Raw genomic sequence first — 15,816 nt, 5'->3', positions numbered from 1 at the left:
TGCTATTGTAAGGGGCAAATGCCGGCAAAGTAGCCATAACTTTGCTGCCAGCGGGCGCGTTCTGGATAAGTATGGCGGACCTTTTTGATACGGCGCTGGGCTTAGATGAATCTACCTTAACGTGGTGGCAGATGTCGCTGCGGGCGGTGGTTGTGTTTATCGTAGCGCTGGTCATCATCCAGCTCGGAAACCAGCGCATATTCGGCAAGAATACGGCTTTTGATATTGTGCTGGGCATTATCTATGGCTCCATCCTGAGCCGCGCTATTACCGGCAATTCCCCTTGCTGGCCTACCCTGTGTGCCACTTTGGTACTGGTGCTGCTGCACAGGCTTATGGCTTACATCGCTTATAATACATCCGGGCCATTCGGCGATCTGATAAAGGGAACACCAGTGCTGCTGGTAAAAGAAGGGCAGGTGCTGGAAAAGAAGCTGAAGGAAAATAGCTTGACGGACAATGACCTGGAGGAAGCCATGCGCAAAAAGGGTGTTCTAAATGTAGAGGACATTCAGACCGCATACCTGGAACGTAGCGGCGATATCAGCATTATCAAAAAAAGTTAGGAGACCTGCATAATACAACGAGGCCTCTCCCTTACAGGAGAGGCCTCGTTGTATGTACAATTTCTAGTGTAACTTAGGCCATTTGGGCTTCGAGTTTCTGCGACAGCACGTTTTTAGGCACAGCGCCTACTTGCTTGTCTACTACCTGTCCGCCTTTGAACACCAACAGCGTTGGGATGCTGCGGATACCGAACTTGGCAGAAGTTTGCGGGTTAGCGTCTACGTCTACTTTACCGATCACAACTTTGCCTTCATACTCGCCGGCCAGCTCTTCCACGATCGGGCCTACCATACGGCACGGACCGCACCACTCGGCCCAAAAGTCTACCAATACGGGTTTATCTGAATTGATGATCTCATCAAAATTCGCGTCTGTGATTTCTATTGCTTTGTTAGCCATAACTTTAATGGTTTGTTGGTTGAATTCTGTGCTATAAAATTAATAACAAATGTAAGCTAGACAAATATCTGCCCATTTCCCGGCTACCTGACAAGCTGTCTGGCAGCCCGCTTAAACTGTTCGTTTATACTTACGATAGAAAACACCGGGAAGGTGTGTTTTATTTGTATAAACAAATGTTATGAATAAAAGTTTCAGATGCAAGGGTGAGGGTGAAAAAGTGATGTAGCACTCGGTACCAGCCTTTGCTGGCGCAAGCGTTTGCTAGTATCTTGGTTTGGGAAAACTCAGGATTTAACTTGTACTTGGCTAGAAGCTTTGTCTTGTTTCAAATTATGATTTTAGTAGTTTTCAGGCGAAGCATAGACTATAATTCGCTTTAAGCTCTGAGCGTTAAGCAGGCTTTTCGCCTCGCCGGCTGGGCCCTACTTTTCTCCTTGATGGGGGTAGGGGCCCTCGATAAGAGAAAAGTAGGCAAAAGAATCAAGACGATTTTGTCTAAAGGGGCCCCCTACCCCCACTCGCTGAACGCTCAAACAAAAAATCGTCAAAAGTGCATATGGCAACCTATTCTGCTTTGTAGCTATGTGCGTATGCAGTTGTGTGAGAAGTTGTTTCTGATTTCTTAATCCGCGTTAATGGGAATACTGGGACAAGGATGTCCGAAAGAGCGGAAGTATGAAAGAGCGGGTAATCAAAATTGCATTTAGTAGAAGTTGCAAAACATTCAATCCATAAACTCAATTTCTAGCAAGCCCTGAAAACCAGCATAATTTGCAGCGGAGCTATACCTGTAATACTCAGGCTCTTCTACTATTTCAGCACGCACCGGGTTTTCATGTATATAATTTAGCTTCTGGTCCATGAAAGCATTGCTGATAAGTTCCTTTGCTTCGTTGCCGTCCTGCCATACTTTGTAGTGCCGCACTTTTGGGTTGAGATGCGCGTTGAATTCGAAGCGGTGCAGTAGCCATTGCCTTCTGCTTTCCGGCTCTTCCTGTATGCAAGCCACGATTTTACGGCTAGTATAACCTTTGAAATCGCGCAGAATATCAGATAAGCTCTTATGTTCCTCTGCTGTGGAGGCGATTAGGTGCAGGTGGTTGCTCATGAGGCACCAGGCATACAACTTTAGTCCTTTATGCTCCTGGCAAAATCTCAGCGCCTCCACTATGATGTGCTTGTACACTGGGCGCGTAAACACATCCACCCAATCCACTACCGTCATGGTCAGAAAGTATAAACCGCCGGGTACAATTCTGTTTTTGAATCCAATAAAGCAGCTATACTTTATACTTTACTTTGCTGTTGCAATCTGCTGTTTAACTGTTCCGGATTTCTTAATCAAGCTGTTTCGGATTTCTTAATTTGGAACTAACCCTTAAGCGGATTTCCTAATCCGCGTTTGTTGGGATGCGGGGATTAAGAAATCCCCGGCAGATGGCTTTCGGACTGAGAAGTCCGAAAGAGCAATAGCAATAGAGAAGTATGAAAAAGCGTTTCAGAAGCCGGAAGCAAAAGAGGTATGCTGCCGCAGCAGCATACCTCTTTTATACTTGAAGGAGCTAAAGATTTCACTTCCAAACCCTCATATTGCCTCATCTCCACATCCTCACATCTTCAAATCAGCTTACATTCGCCCAGTCCCAGTTCCTTGATCGAACTCAGAAACAGTTTCGGATCGATCCTATACTTGCGCGAGTACATCGGCAGGGCCAGTTTCTCTTCGGGCACATGCAAGGTGATTTCCAGGCGTTTGTGGCCCGGGCAGGCAATAATGGCGCCTTCCAGTGCCTCGGCCAATCCCTGGTTAAAGTGCTGCAGGTTGATGTTGAGCTGTACGCCCTGTGCCATTTTATCAGTAATGTCGCCGAGCAGCTGGATGTTGGTGGGCTTCAGCTCCCACTGGTCCTCGGTTTTGTAGCGCAGCTGCACTTTGCCCCGGATAAACAGGTATAAACCCGTTTTCAGGTAGGGCGAAAACTTCACGTAATCTTCCCCGAACAGCGCCATCTGCATCGTCGAGTCATAATCCTCGATAGAGAACAGGGCAAACGGATTACCGTTCTTGGCGGTGCGCAATACTACTTCCGCCACCATGCCGGCTACATTCACATCGCGGTTCTTATACTCTTCGATGCGGTCCAGCGAGCAGGTGCAGTAAGAGTCGATCTCGAGTTTGAACTGGTCGAGCGGGTGGCCCGACATGTAGAAACCGACTACTTCTTTTTCGCGGCGCAGCATTTCGGCCTGCGTCCATACGGGTACTTCGGGTATTTTGGGCATGGGCGCCGATACGGCCGCACCGCCCCCAAACAACGACTGCTGCGCAGCCTGCTGCTCTGCCTGGTAGTTGTTGCCATAGCGCACGGCCTTCTCCAGCAGAGGCATACTTTCGCCCTCGGGCACTTCGATCAGCTGCGCGCGGTGGTAGAGCCCCCAGGAGTCAAAGGCGCCGGCCAAAGCCATACTTTCAAAGGTCTTCTTGTTCACGGCCCGCAAATTCACGCGCTTGGCAAAATCGAAAATATCCTGGTACATGCCGTTCTTTTCTCTTTCCGAGATGATGGCATCCACCGCCGATTCGCCGGTTCCTTTTATCGCCGCCAGGCCAAAACGAATGTGGCCCTGCTCGTTGACGTTAAATTTCAAAAGCGATTCGTTCACGTCCGGTCCCAGCACCTGTACGCCCTGCTTGCGCGCCTCCTCAATAAAGAACGTCACCTTCTTTATGTCGTTCATGTTGTTAGTGAGCACGGCAGCCATGTATTCGGCTGGGTAGTGGGCCTTGAGGTAGCCGGTCTGGTAAGCCACCACCGAATAGGCAGCCGAGTGGGAGCGGTTAAAGCCGTACTGGGCAAACTTCTCCATCACGTCGAACACCTCGGAGGCTTTCTTGGGCGGGATCTTATGGATCTCGGCAGCACCGGCAATGAACTTCTCACGCTCCTCGGCCATCTTTTTCATGTCCTTTTTACCCATGGCGCGGCGCAGCAAATCGGCGCCGCCCAGCGAGTAGCCGGCCAGGATCTGGGCCGTCTGCATGATCTGCTCCTGGTACACCATAATGCCGTAGGAGTACTCCAGAATGGGTTTGAGCAGTTCGTGCGGGTATTCTACCTCTTCGCGGCCGTGCTTGCGGTTGATGAAGTTCGGAATGAACTGCATTGGGCCCGGGCGGTACAAGGCGTTCATCGCGATCAGGTCTTCGATGTTGGTTGGCTGCAGGTCTTTTAAGTACATGCGCATGCCTTCGGACTCGAACTGGAACGTGCCGATGGTATCGCCGCGCTGGTAGAGCTGGAACGTTTTCTCGTCGTCTATCGGAATCTCGTCAATGTCGATCTTTACACCGTGGTTTTTCTCGATCAGCTCGATGGCATCTTTGATGATGGTGAGGGTTTTGAGGCCCAGGAAGTCCATCTTCAGCATGCCCGCGCTCTCGATCACCTTGCCGTCGAACTGCGTTACCAGCAGGTCCGAATCTTTGGAGGTAGAAACCGGGATGTAATTGGTGATATCATCCGGGGCAATGATCACGCCGGCGGCATGGATACCTGTGTTACGCACCGAGCCTTCCAGCTTTTCGGCCAGTTTCAGCACGGCAGCCCGGGCATCGGTGCCTTCACGGATGGCGGCCAGCTCCAGGTTCTCCATAAAAGCCTTAGCCAGCGTGGTGCCCGGGGTTTCCGGTACCATTTTGGCCAGTTCGTTGGCCTCGGCCAGCGGCAGGGAGGTAGAGCGCGCTACATCTTTGATCGACGATTTAGCTGCCATCGTACCGAAGGTGATGATCTGGGCTACCTGCGTTTTGCCATACTTGTCCACCACGTAATCGATCACGCGCTGGCGGTTCACGTCGTCAAAGTCAATATCAATATCGGGCATCGACACACGCTCCGGATTCAGGAAGCGCTCGAACAGCAGGCTATACTTGATTGGGTCGATGTTGGTGATGCCCACGCAGTACGCCACCGCTGAACCAGCTGCCGACCCACGGCCCGGCCCAACAGCCACGCCCATGTCGCGGCCCTTGTTGATGAAATCCTGCACGATGAGGAAGTACCCGGCAAAGCCCATCGTTTCGATAATGCGCAGCTCGTAATCCAGGCGCTCCTCTATCTCAGGTGTGATATCGATATAGCGTTTTTTGGCCCCTACATACGTCAGGTGGCGCAGGAAGGCATCGGCATTGGCATGCTCTGCCGGGATCGGGAAGTTGGGCAGCAGGATGTCACGTTTTAGTTTGGGCGGCGTGATCTTGTCTACGATCTCGTTGGTGTTATCTACCGCCTGCGGCACGTCCAGGAAGAGCTGGTTCATCTCGGCCTGCGTCTTGAAGTAGAACTGGTCGTTGGGGAAACCAAAACGTGTTTTCGGACCAGCCTCGTCGATGCGGTTAAGCATCTGGCGCACATTGGATTGATGGCCATACTTGCTGCGCACGTTGTCCACGGTGTCGTAGATCACTTTCTGGTCATCCGACAGGAAACGGTAATATTTAGTGGCAAAATCACCTACCGGGGTGCTCTGGTCTTCGCCGGTGTTCACGCACAGCAGAATATCGTGAGCGTTCCAGTCGTCCTGATCCACGTAGTGCGAGTCGTTGGTGCAGATCACCTTGATGTTATACTTGTGGGCGAACTTGAGCAGCACCTGGTTCACGTCTTCCTGGCTTTTGCCGGTGCCGTCGATGTTCTGCAGGCCGTGGCGCTGCAGCTCGATGTAGTAATCCTCGCCAAACAGATCGAGCCACCACTTCAGCAGCTCTTCGGCTTCGGCTTCGCCTTTCCAGAGGATGGCCTGCGGCAGCTCGGCCCCGATGCAGCAGCTGGTCGCGATCAGGCCTTTGCTATACTTCTGCAGCAGTTCCTTGTCGATGCGCGGCCACTTGCTGTAAATGCCCTCGATGTAAGATAGCGAGCACAGTTTGGCCAGGTTCTGGTAACCCTCCTGGTCTTTGGCCAGCAGCAGCTGGTGGTGGCGCACGTCCTTTTGCTCCTTGGTAAAGGTTTTCAGGTGGCGGTCTTTCACCAGGTAAAACTCGCAGCCCACGATCGGCTTCACGTTATACTTGTTGGCTTCGGCCACGAAGTTGAAAGCGGCAAACATGTTGCCGTGGTCTGTCATGGCTACTGCGGGCATGCCATCGGCCTGCGCCTTTTTCATGAGCGCGCCGATGCTGGCCTGGCCGTCGAGGAGCGAGTACTGCGTATGGGTATGTAAATGCGAAAAAACAGGCATTTGAGAGAATTACAAATTAAGAATTACGAATGGCTTTTGGATAAGAGAAATACTATACTTGGAGGCCATTTCCGGGATGTTAAAAGTACGCAAAATAGGGCGGCTACCCAAACCAAAAGCGACCCATTTACCAACAGACTTACTAACAAAAAAGCTGCGGAAATAATCTCCATTGCCCGCCCATACTTTTAAAGTATAACCTGCCGCTCAGCTGTAAGTCCGGGCTGCTGGTTCTTCATTTGCAGAGCGCATACAGCATAAGCTTTCAGATAAAAGCTTATCCTTCAGAAACTTCTTGGTGCCGTGCCGGGGGCCTGGGATGGGGCAGGCACGAACCCAGAAAGCTCTCACCGGTGGTAAAAAGCGTGCTTTGCTTTCCGGAAAGTATAACGCGCAGGCCACGGAAGTACGTAGACAGGAAGCAATGCTCCATTTTAATGAAGACTATGGCAGAAGCGGAAATTGAAGTAAAAAGTAAACTGGCCGGTATGTTCCGGGCCCTGCGGCACAAGAATTACCGGTTATTTTTTCTGGGGCAAGGGATTTCGCTGATCGGTACCTGGATGGAGCGCATTGCCATGAGCTGGCTGGTATACCGCCTCACCGACTCGGCCTTTCTGCTGGGCATGGTCAGTTTCTGTAGCCTGGTACCCTCTTTCCTGCTCGGACCCTTTGCAGGCGTTTACTCCGACCGGTTTGACAGGCACAAGATCCTCCTTATCACCCAGGCCTTATTTATGTTGCAGGCAAGTATTGTGGCGGCGCTGGTGCTTACCAACACGGTTCAGGTATGGCATATTATGGCGCTCAGCGTGTTTATGGGCCTTGTAAATGCCTTTGATACCGCTACCCGGCAGGCCTTTGTGATCGAACTGGTAGAGGAGCGGGAGGATCTCAGCAATGCCATTGCGCTCAATTCTTCCATGTTCAATGTCGCGCGCCTGGTGGGCCCTTCGGTGGCCGGCCTGGTGATTGCTGCAGTAGGGGAGGGTGCCTGCTTTCTGATCAATGCCCTGAGTTATATCGCCGTGATCGGCTCGTTGCTCTTTATCCACCTCAAACCCTACGAACGCAGGTTGCAGGAGCACAAAGTATGGCAGCAGATGAAGGAAGGCTTTCACTATACATTCAGCTTTGCACCCATTCGGGCCATTATTCTGGTGGTAGCCAGCATGAGTTTGCTAGGCATGCCGTTTACGGTGCTCATGCCGGTATACGCCCGCGACATACTGGGAGGCGATGCCAGTACGCTGGGCCTTTTGATGGGCGCAACGGGCATCGGGGCGCTGGGCGGGGCCCTGTTCCTGGCGCCGCGTAAATCTGCCATGGGCCTGGGCAAAGTCATTGTAGTGGCGGCTCTGCTGTTTGGTTTGGGACTAGTGGCTTTTTCCGTTTCCCGCGTGATGTGGCTCTCGCTGCTGTTTATGCTGGTTACAGGCTTTGGGATGATCGTGCAGATGGCCTCCTGCAATACCATTCTGCAAACCATTGTGGATGATGACAAGCGGGGGCGTGTAATGAGCTTTTATGCAATGGCCTTTATGGGAATGGCGCCTTTCGGGAGCTTGCTGGCCGGTGCCTTTGCCGACAGATACGGGGTGGTGCATACCTTGCTGGGCAGCGGCATACTGGTAATACTTTCCATTATCCCGTTTGCCCTGCAGCTAAGCCGTCTGCGGGAAATGGTATACCCTATTTACCGCCGCCTGGGCATCATGCCTGAGATTGCCACCGGGCTGCAGGTAGCCACCAACCTATCCGGGCCCGGCGAAGAAGCCTCTCCGTGACAGACACCCGCTATGTTCCGTTCTCAACAGTAAGGCACCTAAACGAATAAAGCCGGTTTCTCAACCGGCTTTATTCGTGTGTTATACTTTATACCTGCCATTTGGTGGCAAGCAGCACCTTACTTTTTCTTGATGAGCAGTTTCTCGCCGGCGCTTACTGCAAAGTCGCTCTTGTTGTTCCACTCCATAATATCCTTGATGGTAACGCCATACTGGCGGGAGATCTGGTACATACTTTCGCCAGGGGCTACGGTATGGTAGGTACTGTTTCCGCTGAAAGTGCTTTTGGCAGCAGGTGCCGGCTCGCTGGCTTTAGCAGGCACAGCGGGCGCTACAACCTGCAGTTGCTGGCCGGGTTTGATGGCGATGTCACTTAAGCTGTTCCACGCCCGCAGCTCCTCCAGCGTAACGTTATACATTTTAGAGATCTGGTAAAGCGTTTCGTGCGGGGCTACGGTATGCACACCATTGGTTGCTTTTGCCGGAGCAGCACTTGTTTCAGGTGCTTCGGTTTGGGCAGGCGTTGTCAGGGGCTCGGCAATCAGGAGTTCCTGGCCCATCTTCAGCGGTTCCTCGCCCAGGTTGTTCCAGCGCGTAATATCATTTACAGTTACGGCATACATCCTGGAAATGCTGTAGAGCGTTTCGCCCTGCTTTACTACGTGGCGGGTTGGTTTGGCCGCTGGCTGGCTTTTCACCGCAGTTTCCTCTGGTCTGGCAGTTGCCGCGGGCGCTTTGGCAGGTGCTGCTGCCTTGGGCGTTGAGCGTGGCTTGGCAGGTGTGGCAGCTTTAGGCGCCGGTTCTTTAAAGATCGTGTCTGTTGCCGTGCTTTCTGCTGCCGGTTCTACGGCATTTCCGGTCGTGGCAGGCGTTGTTTTAACAGGCCAGTTCACCGTATCCACGGCCCAGTCTTCTTCCTGCTGCATTAAAGTGTCAGCGGTTGCTTTGGATGACGCAGGGTATAACACCGAGGGGGTAGGTTCAGCGGCAGGAATGGCCTCTTGCTGCACGGCTACCGTATCGGCTTCCTCCTGCTCGTTCTCCTGCGTAATGGGGTTTGCCTGTTTTGCAGCCGTTGGAGCGGCTACTTTAACCGGAGCATGCGTAGGTGTGGCTGGTGTAGCCTCAGCCGTTTCAGCGTGTTTTCTGCCGCCCTTCAGGCTGTTAAAGAACCGGGTAAAGATACTCTCCTTTGGTTTATGCTCCGGTGTGACCGCCGCAGGCTGGTTTTGTGGCGTGCTGCTGCTGGCTACTGGCTTGCTGTAACTGGCCGGCGCTGCAGCGGAACCCTTAGCAGCCTTGTTTACATCCCGCACTTCCACGACGGTGGTAGCCGGACGGCGCTTTTGCAGCCATAATACACGGCCGGGCACGGGTACCTCGTTGCGGCTCATGCGGTTTTTGTAGCGCAGGTAGTTCAGCTTCAGGCCATAATGCTGGGAGATCTGTTGCATGTTCTCACCGGGCTGCACCACGTGGAACTCAGCCTCGGCCGAGGTGTTTTTAGGCTCAATATAATAGGCTGCTCCTTGTTGGATGTTATCGAAACTGTGCAGGTCGTTATACTTGAGAAAGCGGCGGGTAGAAATGCCGGCCTGCAGGGCCAGCTTGTCTTTTGTATCGCCGGGACGGGCGATCAGGGCATTCAGACCATTGCGCTTTACCATGGCAGCGGCCATCCCTGTTGTTGCCTGGCGTCGTGCTGTATTGCTTTCGTTGCTGGAGGCCAGCAGGCCGCTGTCGCTGCCGCCGTTGCGCACCGGCACCATCACGTAGTAATCTTTGCCGGACGGAATGCTGTTGCCCAGCAGCCATTTGTTATAGCGCTCCAGCTCGGCATAATCCGTTTTAGTAGCTAGGGCTATTTCCGAGAGGCTCTGGCCGGGAGTGGCCCGCATCTCGCGCAGCGAAACCACCGGCGTGTTTTTGCCTACAAAGTTGTCGTAAGCGATCTTGTGCGCCAGGAACGTGAGGATGTACGGGTGCGACCGTTCAGTAATCTCCATTTTCTTGGAGCCCACATCCCGGGAAGTAGTATAGCTTTTTACGCCGGTATAGCCCAGGTAATACGAGAGCAGGGCATTAAACCAGTTGTCGTAGTAGTTGTTGCTGCGCTTAAAATAGCGCGCCGCCCCGCGGCTGGCCTCTATGATGTGGCGGCGCTCGTCCACCACATTGTCCATGCGCAGGTTAAAGTCGGAGGCCGCCTCTTTTTTAAACTGCCAGTAGCCAACGGCGTTGGAAGTAGAGATGGCATCGCCCACCAGTCCGCTTTCCTGCAGGGCCAGGTATTTGAAATCATCCGGCACGCCTTCTTCCTTAAATACGCGCTCAATAATGGGAAAATAAGCATCGGCCAGCTCCACTTTCTTTTTAAAATAGGTCTGGTTGCGGTGCAGCGCGTCCACTTTCTTCTGGATCTCCTGCTGGGCACCATCCGAAAGCTTCAGATGGATATCAGCAAAGTATACATTGTTGGGCACTGTAATATTCTGGGCCATTGCCAACAGCGGCAATAAAAGCAGGAAGAGAAGCGTACACTGTTTTCTCATTATCAAAGCGGGACTTATACTTGGCTAATCGTTGAATTCGGGCTCTACTTACCATTGAGGCGGTTGCCGCTAAATAGCTATAAGCTAATATGTTCAGCACAGACGGTAAGCAGCACGAAATTAACGCAATTTGATAAGCATTCTAAAACCGTTGGCTAACTTATTTGTATTATTTTTTGCAGACGCAGCAGCAGCCTGCTCCTGCGGGCAAGTATAGAACGGGCCAAGCGCCAGATTATTAGCTTTTTGGGGAAATGGGGAGGTCTGTTGCCTGAGCCCGGCACTAAAAACAGGAGGGAGTTTGGCTGTTGGTTGTTTCGGAAGTATAGGCGTTGTGGTCCTGAGGCCAACCACCCCCAAACCCTCCGTGTTTAAGGCGGGGAGTCTGTAATTACTTTAGCTTAGGTATAAGAAGTATAGTTTTAGCTTCATTAGCTTGCTCACAAGATCCTTTCAGGATGACAGAATAGGAAAGAGGGCTGTTTTACTAGAGACAAGTATAAGTATTGTGGTTAGGTAATAACATCCCCCTACCCCCTTCAAAGGGGGACTTGGTTTAAGTTGCAAAGCAAAAGCTTTTGATTCTTTCCTTCCTATACTTAAGCTGAAGTATAAACAATAGCTATCGAATTGATCCCAGTCCTTGGGTTGAGCGCCTTGGTGTGTTGCGGTGCCGCGCATGCGGCAGCCCGCAGCGCCAGCGAGGAGCAGCTTCACGCCACAGCGCGAAACGCAAGGACGAGCCCTCGCGGGCTTGGAGCGCTCCAAAGTATAAGATGAAACGAGGCAAGTATTAGACTGAGGAAGAAGGGCAGCTACCAAGGATAGCCAAAATATAAAAAGGATGAAGTAAGATAGCTACATGGTATAGCCGAAAGTATAAAACGGTGGTATGAAATCAGCTACCAAGTATAGGCTGAAGTATAAAACCCAGCATCAAACGCAAGGTAACAAGTATAGCTATAATATTATACTTGGAAATTAGCCGCTATTAAGCATTGCCAAAAACATTGATCGGCTGAAAAAAAGTATCTGCGGTTCGGCAGCAGCTTCCTCCTGCCATCGAACTGACCTCGAACCGCACTACTTCTTCCGGGCGATCAGCAAGCCGTCGCGCACCGGTAACAGCACATTCTCCACCCGGGCATCATCCTGCACCATTTGGTTAAAGTCCAGCACCGCTTTGGTATCCTCGTCGAGCTTTTTGCGGTATTTAGCCAACACTTTGCCGCTCCACAGCACGTTGTCGGCAATGATGTAGCCGCCGGGGCGCACGCGGTCCAGCACCAGGTCGTAGTAGCGGGCATAGTTGATCTTGTCGGCATCGATAAAGACCAGGTCGAAGGTGGCCTCGATGGTGGGGATGATTTCCAGTGCATTGCCCAGGTAGTACTTTATACATGCAGTTAGCCCGGCCTCTTCAAAATAACTCCGCACGCGGTCTTCCAGCTCTTCGTTGATGTCGATGGTGTGGAGCGTGCCGCCGGCTTGCAGCCCTTCTGCCAGGCAAAGAGCCGAATAACCGGTATAGGTCCCGATCTCCAGGATCTGGCGGGGCTGCAGCATCTGGGAGAACATGGCCAGGATGCGCCCCTGCATGTGCCCGGAAAGCATGCGCGGCTTGAGCACGCTCAGGTGCGTCTGCCGGTTTACCTTGTGCAGCAGCGCACTCTCCGGCGAGGTATGTGCTTCGGCGTATTGCTGTAGTTCTTCGTCCAGGAATTCCATGAGGATAATTGTTAAATTGTTGCTTGTTAAATTGCTGTGTGTTTAGAACAATTTAACCATTTAGCAATCAGCAATTAATTAGGTACATAATTCAGGAAGCTGAGTTGTTCGTCGCGCAGCACGTCGTTGGCAATGGCAAGCAGGTCGGAGGCGGTTATACTTCTGATCTGTTCGAAGATCTCGTTGAGTTGCTCCACTTTGTCCTGGTCCAGGATGCTTTTGCCGATCATCATCATCAGGCCCATGTTGCTTTCTTCGGCCATGGCCAGCTGGCCCATCAGCTGCTCTTTGGCCGTGTGCAGTTGCAGCGAGCCCAGTTGTTTTTCGCGCAGCTTTTTCAACTCTTTTAATACCAGCGAGGTGGTGCGGCGGAGCTGCTTTTTTTCGGTGCCAAAGTAGATCGACAGCAAGCCCGTATCAATGTAAGTAGCGTAGTTGGCATCGATGGTATACACCAGGCCATGCTTTTCGCGCACGGCCAGGTTCAGGCGCGAGTTCATGCCCGGGCCGCCCAGTATGTTGGTCAGCATAAAGAACGGAATGCGGCGCTCGTCGTTGAGCGCATACGCCGGGCAGCCCAGCACGCAATGCGCCTGAGAAATAGGTTTCTCGAACGTAATGGCTTTGGGAACATACTGCCGGAAGGGCGCGCGCTCCCGCACCTTGTGGATCACCGGGATATCGCGCAGAAATTTTTCGGCCAGTTTCAGCACTTTGGCAAAAGGCAGGTTGCTCACCGAGCAGAAAACAAGTTTGTCGGTGCTCAGGTTGTCGGCAATAAAGCGCAGAAAATCCTTTTTCACAAAGCCCGACACGCTCTCTTTGCTGCCCAGGATGTTGTTGCCCAGCGGGTGACCGTCGTACACCACGGCATCAAACTCATCAACAATGGCCTCTTCCGGGGTATCTAGGTACATGGCCATTTCCTCCAGAATCACGCCACGTTCCTTTTCGATCTCCCGCTCCGGAAAAACGGAATGAAACGTAATGTCGGTGAGCAGCTCGAACGACTTTTCAAAATGATTGTCGAGCACCGAGCTGTAAAAGCACAGCTTTTCTTTGGTCGTATAAGCATTCAGCTCGCCGCCAACAGACTCCAGCCGGTTCAGGATATGAAACGATTTACGCTTCTGGGTTCCTTTAAAGGCCATGTGCTCCCAGAAGTGAGCCAGCCCCAGCTGGTCGGGCAACTCATCGCGGCTCCCAATGTCCAGGATAAAGCCGCTATGGGCAATTTTGGTGTTCAGCACTTGCTTGTGTACCACCCGGATGCCGTTTGGTAAAGTATGGATTTGATAATCAGGCATTCAATCTAAAATTAGCCAGCAAAGGTACGGCAAAGAGAGTAGAGACGCAAAAAGCAGGCCTACGGCAGCAGCGTAGTGCCACGGTATGCCTGCTTTAAAACCGAAGGTATAAAATAGGGTCAGGCAGGTATAAACTACCTGGCGCAGAGGCATTAATTTCCTCTGCCCAGGTTGCCCACGTTCACCACAAAACCCAGCGAGAACACCGAGTAGCCGGCCGTCAGGGTTTTGCGGTTCTTCAGGCCGAAGTTGGCGCCGCTGGTATACTGCAGTTGCACCGACCGGTTCAGGGCCAGGCGGGTATAAAAGATCGGTTCGAAGAAGATGTTATCCTCCTCCTCGCCGGGGATGCCGTTTACCAGGTATTTGTTCATGTTGATGTAACTGGCGCGCAGTGCCGTGCCGTAGTTCAGCGGGAAATCGCGGCTGAGCAGGTGCAGCGATTTTTTTCGTTTGGAGCTGAAGTTTACCTGCACAAAATACTTGCTGAAGTCGGCCTCGTAGCGCGTATACTTCATAATGCCTTCTTTGTTCTCGTCTTTTTCGGTCCGGTCGCTGCTGCCGCCTCCTACGCCGGCGTATACTTCCAGCACCCGGTCCTGCTGCGGGCCAAAGGTGGTAAAGTAGCCGCCGCCCGCTTCCAGTAGGTTATGGCGGAAATCTCTTTTCCGGCGCTCGCTGTTAAGCATCGAGCCGTTTACCATCACCGCAAAATGATCGGAAACAGCATACGCCGTATTAAAGGTAATATTTCCTTTGGGCGTGATGTGGCCGGCGGCGCTGAGCTCACCTTTCTCGGTGAACATGGGCACGTTGGGCGCGTTGGGCATATAGGTAGAAACGCACCCGGACATGGAAACTAAAAGAAGCAGGAAAAAACTGAAGGGTAATATATATTTACTCATATATAATAGGATTAGCTGATGCGTGGGCTTTGTGGCTTGTGTTTCTGTTATTTAGCTGTAAAGTGGATCGGAGGCTTATACCTGGCACGCGGCCATAGTTCAATATTAAAACAGAAAACGCTGTTTTTCACAGTTTATTCAAAATACTTAGTAAACGAATGGCCGGGCACGCCAGGGAAAGCGCTGCTATACTTTGGGTGATCTTGGGTTTGGGTGGAAGGCAACAGAGTGGAATGTTTTTAACTCCCGGCTCTTTGGCGTAGCTTTGCTCCAACAGGGCAGATGAAAAAGATACTGATCATACAAACGGCTTTTCTGGGGGATGTGGTGCTGGCCACCGCGCTGGTAGAAAAACTGCACGCCTGCTACCCCGGCGCCCAGCTGGATTTTTTGCTGCGCAAGGGCAATGAGTCGTTGCTGAAGGGGCACCCTTTGCTTAGTCAGGTACTTATCTGGGACAAGCAGCAAGGCAAGTATAAAAGTTTGCTCCAACTGCTGGGCCAGATCCGCAGCCAGAAGTATGACCTGGTGGTGAATGTGCAGCGTTTCGGGGCCACCGGCCTGCTCACGGCCCTGTCGGGCGCTACTACCACCGTGGGCTTCGACAAGAACCCGTTCTCCCGGTTTTTCACGCGCCGCTACCCACACGATATTGCTTCTGGTACGCACGAGGTGGAGCGCAACCACCTGCTTATTCAGGCAGTAACCGATGCCGTTGCGGCCGCGCCGAAGCTCTATCCTTCAGAAGCTGATTTTGCGAAAGTGCAGCCCCTGAAGGCCGAACCTTTTATCTGCATGGCGCCTACCTCGGTGTGGTTTACCAAACAGTACCCGCTGGAGCAATGGGTACAGCTGCTGGATAGCCTCGATAACAAGTATAAAGTATACCTACTGGGCTCGCCAGCTGATAAGGAACATTGCAACACGATCATCGCCCAAAGTATAAATACCCGCGTAGCGAATTTGTGTGGCCAGCTCAACCTGCTGCAGTCGGCGGCGCTGATGCGCGATGCGGTGCTGAACTATGTGAACGACTCGGGCCCCATGCACCTGGCCTCGGCCCTGAATGCGCCAACCTGCGCCATTTACTGCTCCACAGTACCCGGTTTCGGGTTTGGCCCCTTGGCTGACTTTGCCCGGATAGTAGAGCGCCCCGAGCCGCTGTATTGCCGCCCCTGCGGCTTGCACGGGTACAAAGCCTGCCCCGAAGGCCATTTCAAGTGCGCCCGCGAGATCCGCAACGAGCAGCTGCTGGAGGTACTAGCCCTTGCCGGGCAGCGCCCGCAAAGCGGTTGAGCTAAAAATAAATACTAGCAGCGTGCCCGCG

At 52.5% G+C, this 15,816-nt stretch carries 10 protein-coding genes; 3 read left to right on the top strand and 7 right to left on the bottom strand.

Features of this window, described 5'->3' with window-relative positions; all coding sequences use genetic code 11:
* Window positions 1-71 precede the first annotated feature (71 nt).
* Window positions 72-566: a DUF421 domain-containing protein gene (locus LWL52_RS18480; protein ID WP_242923054.1), complete on the top strand. Its 495-nt coding sequence runs from the start codon at window positions 72-74 to the stop codon at window positions 564-566.
* Window positions 567-639: 73 nt separating this feature from the next.
* Here the strand turns inward: LWL52_RS18480 and trxA are convergent, their stop codons facing one another.
* The 3 genes from trxA to dnaE all read right to left on the bottom strand — a co-directional run bounded on the left by trxA (window position 640) and on the right by dnaE (window position 6,210).
* Complete coding sequence (gene trxA, locus LWL52_RS18475; RefSeq protein WP_242923051.1) at window positions 640-966, bottom strand: thioredoxin; 327 nt, start codon at window positions 964-966, stop codon at window positions 640-642.
* Between the two features lie 727 nt (window positions 967-1,693).
* The gene (locus LWL52_RS18470) at window positions 1,694-2,224 is read right to left on the bottom strand and encodes an REP-associated tyrosine transposase (RefSeq protein ID WP_437179370.1); all 531 of its coding nucleotides are present in this window, start codon (window positions 2,222-2,224) and stop codon (window positions 1,694-1,696) included.
* Window positions 2,225-2,586: 362 nt separating this feature from the next.
* Window positions 2,587-6,210, bottom strand: a complete 3,624-nt coding sequence (dnaE, locus tag LWL52_RS18465) for a DNA polymerase III subunit alpha (RefSeq protein WP_242923047.1) — start codon at window positions 6,208-6,210, stop codon at window positions 2,587-2,589.
* 446 nt (window positions 6,211-6,656) lie between these two features.
* Between dnaE and LWL52_RS18460 the strand changes: the two genes are divergently transcribed.
* On the top strand, window positions 6,657-7,997 hold the full coding sequence (locus tag LWL52_RS18460) for an MFS transporter (protein WP_242923045.1): 1,341 nt from the start codon (window positions 6,657-6,659) through the stop codon (window positions 7,995-7,997).
* Between the two features lie 119 nt (window positions 7,998-8,116).
* Here LWL52_RS18460 and LWL52_RS18455 read toward each other — a convergent pair whose 3' ends face one another.
* The 4 genes from LWL52_RS18455 to LWL52_RS18440 all read right to left on the bottom strand — a co-directional run bounded on the left by LWL52_RS18455 (window position 8,117) and on the right by LWL52_RS18440 (window position 14,489).
* The gene (locus LWL52_RS18455) at window positions 8,117-10,549 is read right to left on the bottom strand and encodes a LysM peptidoglycan-binding domain-containing protein (protein WP_242923043.1); all 2,433 of its coding nucleotides are present in this window, start codon (window positions 10,547-10,549) and stop codon (window positions 8,117-8,119) included.
* A gap of 1,083 nt (window positions 10,550-11,632) precedes the next feature.
* On the bottom strand, window positions 11,633-12,277 hold the full coding sequence (locus LWL52_RS18450; RefSeq protein ID WP_242923034.1) for an O-methyltransferase: 645 nt from the start codon (window positions 12,275-12,277) through the stop codon (window positions 11,633-11,635).
* Window positions 12,278-12,351: 74 nt separating this feature from the next.
* On the bottom strand, window positions 12,352-13,584 hold the full coding sequence (locus LWL52_RS18445) for a M16 family metallopeptidase (RefSeq protein WP_242923032.1): 1,233 nt from the start codon (window positions 13,582-13,584) through the stop codon (window positions 12,352-12,354).
* Window positions 13,585-13,736: 152 nt separating this feature from the next.
* On the bottom strand, window positions 13,737-14,489 hold the full coding sequence (locus LWL52_RS18440) for a hypothetical protein (protein ID WP_242923030.1): 753 nt from the start codon (window positions 14,487-14,489) through the stop codon (window positions 13,737-13,739).
* A gap of 282 nt (window positions 14,490-14,771) precedes the next feature.
* Here LWL52_RS18440 and LWL52_RS18435 point away from each other — a divergent pair, with 282 nt between their 5' ends.
* Window positions 14,772-15,785, top strand: a complete 1,014-nt coding sequence (locus LWL52_RS18435) for a glycosyltransferase family 9 protein (RefSeq protein ID WP_242923028.1) — start codon at window positions 14,772-14,774, stop codon at window positions 15,783-15,785.
* Window positions 15,786-15,816: the final 31 nt, after the last annotated feature.

Source organism: Pontibacter liquoris (assembly GCF_022758235.1).
GTDB lineage: Bacteria > Bacteroidota > Bacteroidia > Cytophagales > Hymenobacteraceae > Pontibacter > Pontibacter liquoris.
This window is presented reverse-complemented; position numbering and strand designations above follow the sequence as displayed.

Coding starts and splice junctions, on each gene's coding strand:
- LWL52_RS18480 (WP_242923054.1), top strand. CDS start 72: ATGGCGGACCTTTTTGATACGGCGCTGGGCTTAGATGAATCTACCTTA.
- trxA (WP_242923051.1), bottom strand. CDS start 966: ATGGCTAACAAAGCAATAGAAATCACAGACGCGAATTTTGATGAGATC.
- dnaE (WP_242923047.1), bottom strand. CDS start 6,210: ATGCCTGTTTTTTCGCATTTACATACCCATACGCAGTACTCGCTCCTC.
- LWL52_RS18460 (WP_242923045.1), top strand. CDS start 6,657: ATGGCAGAAGCGGAAATTGAAGTAAAAAGTAAACTGGCCGGTATGTTC.
- LWL52_RS18455 (WP_242923043.1), bottom strand. CDS start 10,549: ATGAGAAAACAGTGTACGCTTCTCTTCCTGCTTTTATTGCCGCTGTTG.
- LWL52_RS18450 (WP_242923034.1), bottom strand. CDS start 12,277: ATGGAATTCCTGGACGAAGAACTACAGCAATACGCCGAAGCACATACC.
- LWL52_RS18445 (WP_242923032.1), bottom strand. CDS start 13,584: ATGCCTGATTATCAAATCCATACTTTACCAAACGGCATCCGGGTGGTA.
- LWL52_RS18440 (WP_242923030.1), bottom strand. CDS start 14,489: ATGAGTAAATATATATTACCCTTCAGTTTTTTCCTGCTTCTTTTAGTT.
- LWL52_RS18435 (WP_242923028.1), top strand. CDS start 14,772: ATGAAAAAGATACTGATCATACAAACGGCTTTTCTGGGGGATGTGGTG.